Genomic DNA, 11,255 nt, shown 5'->3' with positions numbered 1-11,255 from the left:
GTTGATTCCTGAACCGGACCACACTTTTGGGCCGTTGGTCACGGTAGGGCAGTATGAGCCCGCAGCGAGCCGATCCAGGGGGGACCGTGCCTGACATCGTCGTCGATTACGAGCTGCTCAACCAGGTCGCGCAGAAGGCCAGCAGCCTCAAGGAGCAGGTCAAGCAGGCCCGGGAGAGCAATCAGAACTACACCACCGAGCAGGTGGGCGGGGGCGTCTCCTACGCCATCCAGGCGTACTACGAGGTCTGGAAGGGCTCGTTCAAGCGCTCCGAGGAGAAGCTGGAGAAGCTTCACAACCTGTACGAGGGCGTCGCGCGGGGCTGGGCGGACTGGGACTTCCGGCTGGCCGGGGAGGCCAGCAAGCAGGAGGCGTCGCTGGCCGCGGATCTCTACCGCACACAGAAGGAGATCTGGGACGACTGGCAGGAGGCGGTCGCCAAGGGGTACGTCGATCCGAACGACCCGCACGCGCCGAAGCCGCCGGGCGAGCGCGAGAGCCAGTGGACGACCACCGACGGCCATGGCAACACCACCACGACGACCTACGAATACGGCCCGGACGGCAAGCCCACCAAGATCACCACGACGATCACCACCAGCAGCGGGCTCACCTCCACCGACACCACCAACTACCACCCCGACGGGACGTACGACTCGACCGCCACCGACGTCTACGGCAACGTCACCACGACCACCGGCACCTCGCAGACCACCGAATCGGGGGACCACAGGAACACCACGGACACCTTCAGCAGCACCACCAAGACCCCGGACGGCAAACAGTCCACCACCACCGGGACCACCACCTCGGACTACAACTCCACCACCGGCCACCGGGACTCCACCACGACCTACACCACCACAGGGCCCGACGAGGACGGCGAGGAACAGACCGTGCACGGCACGACCACGTCCTCGGTCGATGTGAACGGCCATGAGGTGATCGAGACGATCGAGGTCCACGAGGACGGCAGCGGCACCCGCACGGTGGAGACCAACGGCCACAAGGAGGAGTGGACCAGCGACCACGCGGACCAGAACTCCGGCTGGGTGCCGAAAGAAGACGACTAGACAAGGCAGGAACCACACCATGCCCGCAGGCAACATCAACCTCGACTACGCCGAGATCATGCGCGTTTCCGGGGTCATGAACCAGGCCGTCAACGACATCAACCCGCATCTGCTGTCCACCAAGACCTCAGTGGAGGGGCTGCTGGACAACGGCCTGTTCATGCAGCAGAGCAGCCCGGCGATGAAGGCCGCCTACGAGAAGCTGACGGCCTCGCTGCAGCAGGCGGTGGAGAGCATCAACAGCTTCGCCACCCAGTTCACCAAGATCAAGGAGTCCGTCGAGCAGATGGACAAGGACATCGCCGCCAGCACCAACAACGGCTGACCCGGGGCCCACCGGGCTCCCCCCTCACCACGGAGCGGGAGCCCGGGTCCTTCCGGCCCGGTCAGCCCATACCGTCCGACCGCAGCACCGTCTCCGGGACCAGCACCGACACCAGCGCCCCGGTGACCGGGTCGACGGTCAGCCCGCGCCCCGGCACCGGCCGCCCGCGCAGCAGGTCGTACGGGACCCGCACCCCCAGCAGATCGCCCTCCCCCGGCGACTGCGGGGACAGCAGCAGGCCCTTGCGGACCCGGCGGACCTGGCCGAGCCAGCCGATGCCCGCGGAGGTGAGGGTTTCGGCGGTGGCCGCCACCGCGAGCCCCTGGCCGCGGTCCCGGCCGGTGGCCGCGATCTCCCGCAGCACCGAGTCGGCGGACGGCATCTGGGCCAGCAGATCCGCGTCGTCCACCAGCAGCACCACGGGGCCCGCCTCGGCCTCCAGCGCCTGCCGCACCTCGTCCGCGCCCGGGTCGGGCGTCTCGATGACCTGGGCCCGCGGATGCCTGCCCAGGCCCCGCAGCGGCGATTCGCGCGGGGTGAGCGCGACCACCCGCGCCCCGCCCGCCAGCAGCGACACCGCGAGGCTCGCCAGGGCCGTGGAGCGGCCCGCCCCGGGCGGCCCGCTGATCATGAACGACGGGGCGTCCGCCGCGAAGTCCACCCCGACCGCGCCGAGGTCGTCGCCGCCCACCCCGAGCAGCCCCCACAGCGGGCGGCGCGCCGCGGCGGGCACCTTCTCGTAGGCGTCGGTGAACGTCACCCGCTTGGGCAGGCTCGCGACCTTCACCGGGCGCCGCGCGGCGGGCACCTCGAGGTCACGGCGGGCGGCCTCGGCGCCGATCCGCCGCAGCGCCTCCGCCTGGTCGCGCCCGGCGCCCACCGCGCTCAACAGGGCCACCTGCACCTCGGTGGCGCTGCCGCCGCGCCAGCCTCGGCCCTGCGGCACGACGGCCGGGATCTGCTTGGTCGGGATCTGCGCCAGCATGTACTCGCTGCGGTCGGTCAGCCGCAGCAGCAGCCGCTCGTCGTTCAGCGACGCCACCTTGCCGGACAGCAGGGCGCGTTCGGAGGTGGCGATCACATGCACGCCCATCGGGGCGCCCTCGCGGATCAGCGCGGTGAGCTCCTGCACCGGCCGCCCGCCGTCGTGGTCGCCGAGCAGCGCGGTCAGCGAGTCCCAGCCGTCGATGAGCAGCACCGTGTGGGCGGGGCGCTCGGCGGGCGGCAACAGGGAGCGCAGTTCGGCCAGGTTCGCCGCGCCGTGCGAGGTGAGCAGTTCCTGCCGGCGTCCCATCTCGGCGATGAGCCGCGCCAGCAGCCGGTTCAGCCGTTCCAGGTCGGCCCGGGGCACGACCGCGCCGCAGTGCGGCAGATCGCTCAGGGGCGCGAGCGCGCCGCCGGCCGCGTCGATGCCGTAGAGGTGGACGTCGGCGCAGGAGTGGCGGCGGGCCAGCGCGCCCGCGATGGTCCGCAGTGCCTGGGAGCGCCCCGAGCGGGGCGTGCCGATGATGTAGAGGTGCCCGAAGCGGGAGAGGTCCAGCTCCAGCGGCTCCTGGCGCTGGGCGCCCGGCAGGTCGGCCAGCGCCCAGGGCACCGGCGCGAGCCCCCCGCCCTGCTGGTCGGGCCGGACCGGAAGCTCCTCCAGGGTGATCATCTGCGGCAGCGGGGGCAGCCATGGGCTGGGCTGTGGCTCGATGGCGAGCGAGGCCGCGGCCTCCCGTACGGACTCCACGAGCGCCGTCAGATCGGTGGGCACCTCATCGGCGCCCAGCGGCGGCAGCTCGTCCTCGGCCTCGTGCGCGGGGCCCGGTTCCACCGCCGTACGGCCCAGCAGCGACCAGGTCATCTCGGCGGCCCGGACCGTCGCTTCGGGCGCCTCGGCCGAGGCGGGCCCGGGGGCCTCGTCCAGGCGCGGGGCGCCCACGAAGGCCGTCTGGAACGGCAGCACCGAGCGGTGGCCGGTCCTGGCCAGGGCCCGGCCCGGGGTGGCGCCGGAGATCGTCACCGCGTCGTTGACCTCCAGCACGTCCTGGCTGTCCATCGCGTCGGTGACGCGCAGCGCGATCCGCAGATTGGTGTTGGCCCGGATGTCGGCGGTGATCACGCCGGCGGGCCGCTGCGTGGCCAGCAGCAGATGCAGGCCCAGGGAGCGGCCGCGCTGGGCGATGCCGACGAGCCCGGGGATGAACTCCTGGACGTCGCGCGCGAGCGTCGCGAACTCGTCGATGACCAGCAGCAGCCGGGGCAGCGGGGGCAGCGCCGGATCGCGCCGCCGCATCGCCCGGTACTCGGCGTGGTCCTTCGCCCCCGCCTCGCTCAGCACCCGCTCGCGCCGGACCAGTTCGGCCGTCAGCGAGGCCAGCGCCCGCTCCACCAGATGGCTGTCGAGGTCGGTGACCATGCCCAGCACGTGCGGCAGCCGTACGCAGTCCTTGAAGGCGCTGCCGCCCTTGTAGTCGATCAGGACGAACGTCATCTCGTCCGGCCGGTTGACCGCCGCCAGCGAGGCCACCAAAGTCTGCAGCAGCTCCGACTTGCCGGCGCCCGTGGTGCCCGCGATCAGCCCGTGCGGGCCGTCCTTGACCAGGTCGAAGGTGACCGGCCCGGTGTAGCCGACGCCCAGCAGCGCCCCGGTGGACGCCGGGCGCTTGCCCCAGCGGCGGACCAGTTCCCCGGCCGTCGGCGGCTCCAGGTCCAGCAGCCCGAGCAGCCGCACCTGGTCCGGCAGTCCGTCCGAGCCGTCGGGGGTGACGTCCCGTACGGCCGCCAGCGCGCGGGCGATCCGCTCGCACCACTCGGTGTCCACCTGGTCGGGGCGGATACCGGTCACATCGGCGCTGCCGGTGCGGCGCACCGTCAGCTCACGCGCGCCCACCGCGCAGACGGTGACGCACTCCTCGGGGAGCATGCGCTCCTCCTGGTCCAGGCAGATCAGGAACACCCGTACCGACGGGCCCTCCTTGAGCACCTGGACCACGCCGGGCACATCGCGCAGCCGCCGCGCCCCGTCGAGCACCACCACCAGGTCCGGCTCGCTCAGCAGGGCACCGCTCATCGCGGAGTCCCGGGCGCGCATCCTGGACCGGATGGCCGAGACCAGCTCGGAGACCCGGTTGGCGACGGTCTCGGGGTCGTTGCCGACCGTCACCGACGGCCCGCCGGAGCGCGCCGCCGCGACCCCGCCGCGGCCGGGGCGGGCGTGCGGCAGCCAGCGCACCCACGCCCAGGCGGGCGCCCCCGCCATGTCCGTCAGCACGGTCACCCGTACGTCCCGGGGGCTGTGCAGGACCGCCGCCTGCGCCACCGCCCAGCGGGCCAGCGCCCGGGCCGCCTCCCGCTCCCCCGCGATGCCGACCACGCCGTCGGCGGCGAGGTCCACCTGGACCGGCATGTCCGGGATGCGCCAGTTCACCGAGCGGTGGTTGTCCTCGCGGGAGCTGTCGTCGATGGTCAGCAGCGAGGACTGGCCGACCGTCCCCACCCGCAGCGCCAGGTGGTCCGGGTGGCCGCGCCGCCGCTCCCACAGCCTGGCGCCCGGGCCGACCGCCCACAGCCCGGTGGTGGCCGGATCGGGCCCCGCGGCGACCCTCAGCCGCCGCTCGCGCTCGACCTTCTCCCGTACGTCGGCCTCCAGTGAGGCGCGGCGCGCGCGGTAACTCGCCACGCCGGCCAGGTACTCGCGCTTGCCGCTGCGGCGGGTGGTCACATAGTTCGCGATGGCCAGGAACGGGCTGAAGACCGCGAACATCAGATAGAAGTACGACCCGAGGAACGTCACCATGGCGATGCCGAGGAACATCGGCGCCACCACGACCAGCACCGGGATCGACCGCCGCGAGGGCGGGGCCGGAGGCGCGGGCAGCACGAACCGCTCGGGCGTCAGCGGCGGGATGATCCTGGGCGGCCGGTTGAAGTCCAGGTGCGCGCCGTCGGCCGACACCGTCACCGCCGCGTCGGCCTCGGTGGGCTCCGCGACCCGCAGCAGGTACTCCCCGAAGACCAACTCGCCGTTCAGCGGCCAGGGCGTCCAGCCGCGCGGCACCGGCTCGTGCCGGTCGGCGTCCGGGTCCGGCAGCGGGGGCGGCGGTGCGGGCGGCAGCGGGACCGCGTCGGCGCGCGGCCGCTCCGGGGGCGGCTCGGGCGCCGACAGCGCCACGGCGGCGCCCGCCTGACCGGTGTTCAGCAGTACCCCGCCGTCGGGGCGGACCGTCACCCGGATGCCCGCGGCCGGTACGTCGCGGCCCTCCAGCCGCACCGCGCTGCCGGGCTCCGGACCCACCGTGTATGTACCGGGCCGCAGCAGCCATACGCGGCCCGCGCCGCGCCCGCCCACGAGCTGCAGCTCGACCTGGGGGCCGCGGGGCAGCCGCTCACCGTCCGCGGACCGCGACGGCGGCGGCAACTCCTCGCGCCCGGGCCCGTACGCGCCCCCGTCCCCCGGCGCCGGGGCGCCGAGCCCCAGCCGGGCCCCGTCCCGCACCCCGGCCGCCGCGAGCGGCAGCTCGGCGGGCAGCGGCCGGTCCCCGAGGAACAGCTCGGCGCCCTGCGGGCCCGTGGCATGACCCGTCTCGGCCAGACGGACGGCGACGGCCCGGGCGGTGGCGGCACCGCTCACATCGAGCATGACGTCGCTGTCGGCAACGCTCACAAAAAGTCTCACGGCTGCGAAGAGGTCCGTTCGTTTGTCGTGCCGGATGCGGCGGAGATGCCGCCGGACCGCGCCGGCGGAACGGCGGGGGCGGGCTCGGCGAGATCGTCGTCGTCCCCGGGGTTCCCGGGCCGGACCGGGTCCGTCCCGGGGATCTCTGCCGGGGCGGCGGTTCCGGCCTTCCCGGGCTTGTCCTCGGCGGCCCGTCCGCCGGACGGAGCCGACGAGAGGGCCGGAGACGAGGAGAGAGCCGGGGACGGGGACGGTTCCGGGGCGGGGGCCGACTCCGGAGCCGAGGCGGGGGCCGACTCCGGAGCCGGGGCCGACGCCGGCGCGGGGACCGACGCGGGGGCGGGCTCCGCGAAGTCCGCCTCGACATCGGCCGCGTAGTCGGCCGTGAAGTCCGCGTCGGCGTAGGCGTCGTGGACCGGGACGGCCGCGCCCCTCGGCTCGGTGGCCTCCGTACGGGGCTCGGGCACAGCGGCGGCCGGCACCGTGGCCGGAGCAGCCGGGCCGAGGCGCAAGACGGCGGTCCCGGCGGGCGGCTGCCGGCGGTCGCGGCGGATGGTGCGGGCGATGGCCCGGGGCAAGGCGGCGGACTCCAGGTCGAGGTGGAGTCCGGGGGCCAGCAGGCGGCCCCCGGGCTCGGCGTGGAACGTCCAGCAGGCTCCGGGGACGCGGCCGCCCACGAGGGCCCTGAGGCGGCCCTCGGCGCAGAGTTCGGAGATCCGGGCGGCCTGCTCCGGGGCCGGGGACCAGCACACGACGACCGGAGTCAGCGCGGGCTGGGCGGACGCCTCGCCGGGGAGGCCGTCGAGGAGGGTGTCGAGGTCGGGGCCGGGGTGGCGGGGGTGTACGCCGCGGGCCACCTGGACCGGCGGGCCGTCCGGCAGGTGGTCGATCTGGGCGGCCAGGGCGTGCAGCACGCCGCGCGCGGCGTGGGGGTCGCCCTCGACCGCGAGGGCAGCGGGGCCGCGCATCCAGTCCACGAGGACGGCACCGGGCAGCCGCCGGTCCACGCCGACGGCGAGCAGCAGTCGTTCCGGGCCGTCGGACGGGTCGACGGAGGTGGCCGGGGCGGACCAGGCCCATTCCCCCGGTTCGGCGGTGGCCTGCTGCCAGGGCCCGGCGGGGGGCAGCGGGTCGCGCCCGGCCAGGATGACGCGGACCCGGTCGCGGGCCGGGCTCAGCTGCACCGCCAGGGCGTAACAGCCGTCATCGGCGGTGGAGTCGGCGTGGTCGAGCGCGGCGAGGGCCGTACCGGGCACGGCGGGGTCGGCGAGGCAGCCGGAGAGGATCCGGGCCCAGCGGCGGTGGCGCCGGAAGACGCGGAAGGGCTCGGCGAACGCCCGTCGCGTCATCCGCGCTTCCCAGACGATACGGCGGCAGGTGCGGCGGACACCGCCCTGGGATCTGATCAATCGCGCGATGAGCCAGACCAACAGGGTCAAAGCGGCGAGGAAGCCGAGGAGGATCAGCCAGGAGGCACGATCGGGCATGCCGAGGGCGAGCCGTGTGTACACCGGAACCTCACGCTGGGGGACGGGGCGGGGAAGCGAACACCGCAGGGCGTGTGACCGGACCACAATACGGCGCGCCGGGCGGAGTTCACTGTTCCGCCTCCGCCAGAACGCGCGCGACAAGGGGGCTGTCGAGCTGACGGGCCACGGCGACCAGGTGTCGGCGTTCGGCCTGCGGTGGCACGTCGATGCCTGGCAGCCGCTCGCAGGGCTGCCGCGGGGGCCGCCCGGCGCGCAGGGCGTCCAGAGCTCCCCTGATGCCCGCGGCGGCGGCCAGCGCGTCGCGTTCCGGTGCGTCGCGTTCCGGTGATTCGAGACCGTGTTCGCGGGTGAGGCGCCGTGCGGCGTTCACGATGTCCTGGGAGGTCCAGGGGCGCAGGGCGAGCTGTCCGTCGCGGATTTCATGGGCCCGGCGCAGGGTGTGGAACTCCCAGGCGGAGCCGGAGGGCGAGCTGTGGAGGATGACACCGGGGTCGGCCTGGGTGACGGTGGTCCACAGAGTCTCCAGGGCGTAGAAGTCGCGCCGGCGCTGCCGCCGGGTGCGCAGAGCGGCGCGGGTCCATCCCGTGGCCGTGATCACCCCGCCGAGGGAGGACAGCGCGGGGCCCACATCGGAGGACAGGACGTCCAGCGCGTGCGAACCGAGCACCGCGCCGACGATCGCGATGAGCTTGCACACGCCGTAAGTTCCGATGAATGTGCAGCCGATCACCAGGAGGAGCAGGCTGCAGCGCAGGATCGGATCGTGAACGTCCTTCAGGCGTTGGCAGCACACGTACACCATCGACCACAGCGCCCAGCCGAAGGCCGCCTGATACAGCAGCAGAAAGGCGAAGACGGGCGGGCGGTCGGCGAAGGCGGTGTCGAAGGTCAGGGGCTTTTCGCCGGTGGGCAGGCCGGCGGAGAGGAACAGCGCCCACATGACGGCGATGGCCGCGGCATAGCCCGGCAGGACGCGGCGCAGGGCACCGCGCATGGCGAGCCCCCGGGGCGGCCGGCCGCCGCCGGTGGCGGCGAGCCGCCGTGGTGACCACAGCAGCGCCAGCGCGCGGAGGCAGCCGAAGCACACGACGACCTGGGTGTAGACGACGAGGGTCGCCAGATTGGAGATTCCGCTGGTCTCCCCGATCCACCGGTAGACCACCGGGGTGGCGGCGGTGAAAGCGGTGCCGCCGACCGCGGCCCCCACGGCCATCAGCAGGAGGCTGGGGATGCGTTCGGCGACCCAGGCCCATGCCTTGTACCCGGCCAGCCCGTACATGACGGCGCTCACGGTGACGTAGGCGAGGGTGTGGGCGTCACCGGCCTCAGACATGGCGCCCCTCCCGGTGGACCAGGGACGGCGCGAGCTGGGCTGCCGGGCCGACCTCGGGCGCGAGGTTCAGCTGCTGGTACAGCAGCGTGCCGATGGTCTCGGCCTCGTGCTCGGTGGGGTCGTCGTAGTGCGAGCGCCCCAGCACCCGGCGCACCACGGCGGGGTCGATGGCGTCGTGCCTAGGGAGGTGGCCGAGCAAAAGATGCGCTAATTCATGGCAGACGACGAGCAGTTGATGGGCGCGGCTGGTGTGCTTGGGATAGTAGATGCGGTCGTGCGTCAGGTACTGCTCGTACCTTCCGGTCGGCTCGCCGGGTGCCACGTCCCGCTCGATCAGTCGCAGCGCCCGCTGGAAACGGGCCTCGTAGGCGGCGTGCAGCTCGGCGAGGGTCGGATGCGGCGGCAGACCCAGGCCTTTCAACAAGGTCCGGACCCTGCGCCGTTCGGACCGCATGCCCACGCTGTCGTCCTTTCCTCGGGCGCGCTGTCAGGAGGTCGCTTACCGCGGGGATTTCGGGTGGGGCCGATTCACTGCGACGTGACTTCGCGGCTCTTGTGCTGACGGGCGACGGCGCGGCGCAGCTGGTCCACCAGGGTGCAGACGGTCTCGCGCATGTCGTGGGGCAGTACGGCCACGCCCTCGGCGATCTGACGGACCTGGTCGTCGTCGAGCAGCCCGGCGTTCGACGGTGCCGGATTGCCGAGGGCCTGAGCCGAACCGCCGGCGGCGCGGTTCCGCCCGCCGACGGGCTCGCCGTGCCGCTCCTGTTCGATGGCCCGCAAGTGCTGTTCGACCGCGCGCGCGTAGGGGTCCTCGTCGAGGGAGAAGAAGTACTCCACGCGCACCCCGAACAAGGTGGCCAGCGCGACCGCACGGTCGGCCCGGGGGACCGAGCGGCCGTTGCGCAGGTTGCTGATCTGGCTCACGGACATCCCGACGGCTTCCGCGATCTCCCGCTCCGTGTACGGCCTGCCCAAGTCGGCGGGGTAGATGACCTCTTGCACGCGCTGGAAGCGTCGCGCGAAGCACTCTGCCGCGTCATGACGTCCTGAGGTGCGCGGACGTTCTGGGGAGTGGTGCTGTGGGGGCGACATACCCGTGGATCCTAAGCGAATCGCGGGGCGGCCATGGACACTTCATCCTGGCCGAATCCAAAAAACTGAGGGCGCTGAGCCCTGGATTGCCCGATATGGGGAAGATGCGTCCGAGGTCGGCTGAATTAGTTGACAGTGTCGGCGGGCGTATTACAGGATCACTTCGCTCACCACGCTCCCTCGGTTCGGCGCAGCTCCTGATCAAGCAGGCCCGTTTTTTCGGTAAAGGAGTTCCCTTGACACCGGACGAGCCCTTCCGCGGCTTACGCCGAGCGAATTCACTGACGGGAAGCGCACGTTCCGGGAGTTCCGCGCTTTTCCATGGCCGACCGTCCGACGGCCGGGTCGGGAAAAGCGGACGGCCACCACAGACAGGGGGAATGGCATGCGTGTCAGGACGGTTGACGGTCACCTCCTGATCGGTGACCCCAAACTGCCGCTGAGGGTGCTCTTCTTCCACTACGCGGGGGCGACCGCGCTGTCCATGCTTCCGCTCGCCCGGGCCCTGCCGCCGGGCTGTGCCGCGGTCGCGTTCGAGCTGGACGGCCGGGGGGAGCTGACCGACGCTCCCCCGCTGCGCGGCTTCGACGACGCGGTGAAGCGGCTCCTCCCGGCGTTCCGCAGCTGGGTCGACCGGCCCGCCGTGGTGGTGGGGCACGGCATGGGCGCCCTCCTCGCCCACGCCCTGGTCTCGGCACTGCCTGGCGAACGGCGGTGCAACATCAGAGACGTCGTGCTCTCCGGGGCCCGGTCCCCGGTGACGACCGCACGGCTGGCGGCACATCCGCGCGCCCCGTTCCTGACCAGGACCCGGGAGGAACTCGCCACGGAGCTGCGGCGCTACGGCGGCTGCCCCGCGGAGCTGTTCGACTATCCCCATATGCTCGACCTCGCGGTCACGATGCTCGGCCAGGATCTGCACCTCATGGATACGTACCGCGAACCGCCCGCCATGCCGGCGGGCGGCGGCACGGACTACCACGTGTGGTTCGGCCGTGGCGACCGGAGCCTGTCACCCGCCGAGCTGGAGCGGTGGCGGCTGAGCACGCCGTCCGCGCCCCAGTCACGGGACTTCGCCGGCGGCCATGTCTTTCTGTGCCAGGAGCGGCCGCCGGCCGCCGCCCTCCGTGAGCTGGTGAGCGGCCGGCTGGCCGCCGTGGCCGGGGTCCCGCCGTCCCCGCGGTGCGGCGCCGCCTGAAGGCCTCACAGGGGAATTTAAAGCAACTGCTTGACTCGACCCCGTGGATCGGGTTGCCTGACCGTGTGGCCAAGGAGGGTG

Annotated in this window: 8 protein-coding genes; 3 read left to right on the top strand and 5 right to left on the bottom strand. The window is 73.1% G+C overall.

The genetic code is table 11. The features are described 5' to 3' along the window. Positions 1–86 precede the first annotated feature (86 nt). Both ACFZDL_RS08370 and ACFZDL_RS08365 read left to right on the top strand, forming a co-directional pair. Positions 87–1,073, top strand: a complete 987-nt coding sequence (locus ACFZDL_RS08370; protein WP_353593500.1) for a hypothetical protein — start codon at positions 87–89, stop codon at positions 1,071–1,073. A 19-nt stretch (positions 1,074–1,092) separates the two neighbouring features. Then, positions 1,093–1,398, top strand: coding sequence for a hypothetical protein (locus ACFZDL_RS08365; protein WP_014181807.1), 306 nt, complete (start codon positions 1,093–1,095; stop codon positions 1,396–1,398). Positions 1,399–1,459: 61 nt separating this feature from the next. Here ACFZDL_RS08365 and ACFZDL_RS08360 read toward each other — a convergent pair whose 3' ends face one another. The 5 genes from ACFZDL_RS08360 to ACFZDL_RS08340 form a co-directional block, all read right to left on the bottom strand. Continuing rightward, entirely contained in the window at positions 1,460–6,046 is a 4,587-nt protein-coding gene (locus tag ACFZDL_RS08360; protein ID WP_353593501.1) for an FtsK/SpoIIIE domain-containing protein, read from the bottom strand. An 8-nt stretch (positions 6,047–6,054) separates the two neighbouring features. After that, positions 6,055–7,569: a hypothetical protein gene (locus ACFZDL_RS08355; protein WP_353593502.1), complete on the bottom strand. Its 1,515-nt coding sequence runs from the start codon at positions 7,567–7,569 to the stop codon at positions 6,055–6,057. An 85-nt stretch (positions 7,570–7,654) separates the two neighbouring features. Continuing rightward, on the bottom strand, positions 7,655–8,881 hold the full coding sequence (locus ACFZDL_RS08350; RefSeq protein WP_353593503.1) for an MAB_1171c family putative transporter: 1,227 nt from the start codon (positions 8,879–8,881) through the stop codon (positions 7,655–7,657). Next, positions 8,874–9,305: an ImmA/IrrE family metallo-endopeptidase gene (locus tag ACFZDL_RS08345; protein ID WP_353593504.1), complete on the bottom strand. Its 432-nt coding sequence runs from the start codon at positions 9,303–9,305 to the stop codon at positions 8,874–8,876. Before ACFZDL_RS08345 ends, ACFZDL_RS08350 begins: the two co-directional genes overlap by 8 nt. A 104-nt stretch (positions 9,306–9,409) precedes the next feature. Next, a complete protein-coding gene (locus ACFZDL_RS08340) occupies positions 9,410–9,886 on the bottom strand; it encodes a helix-turn-helix transcriptional regulator (protein ID WP_353593505.1) in 477 nt (158 codons plus the stop codon). A 475-nt stretch (positions 9,887–10,361) separates the two neighbouring features. Here ACFZDL_RS08340 and ACFZDL_RS08335 point away from each other — a divergent pair, with 475 nt between their 5' ends. Then, the gene (locus ACFZDL_RS08335) at positions 10,362–11,174 is read left to right on the top strand and encodes an alpha/beta fold hydrolase (protein ID WP_353593506.1); all 813 of its coding nucleotides are present in this window, start codon (positions 10,362–10,364) and stop codon (positions 11,172–11,174) included. Positions 11,175–11,255: the final 81 nt, after the last annotated feature.

It is taken from the genome of Streptomyces sp. NPDC007917, from assembly GCF_042959105.1.
Lineage (GTDB): Bacteria > Actinomycetota > Actinomycetes > Streptomycetales > Streptomycetaceae > Streptomyces.
Note: the sequence above shows the minus strand (reverse complement) of the source record. Positions and strands in the feature narration are given on the sequence as shown.

What these genes read in the sequence shown, in the direction of transcription:
- ACFZDL_RS08365 (WP_014181807.1), top strand. Translation starts at nt 1,093, where the DNA reads ATGCCCGCAGGCAACATCAACCTCGACTACGCCGAGATCATGCGCGTT.
- ACFZDL_RS08350 (WP_353593503.1), bottom strand. Translation starts at nt 8,881, where the DNA reads ATGTCTGAGGCCGGTGACGCCCACACCCTCGCCTACGTCACCGTGAGC.
- ACFZDL_RS08335 (WP_353593506.1), top strand. Translation starts at nt 10,362, where the DNA reads ATGCGTGTCAGGACGGTTGACGGTCACCTCCTGATCGGTGACCCCAAA.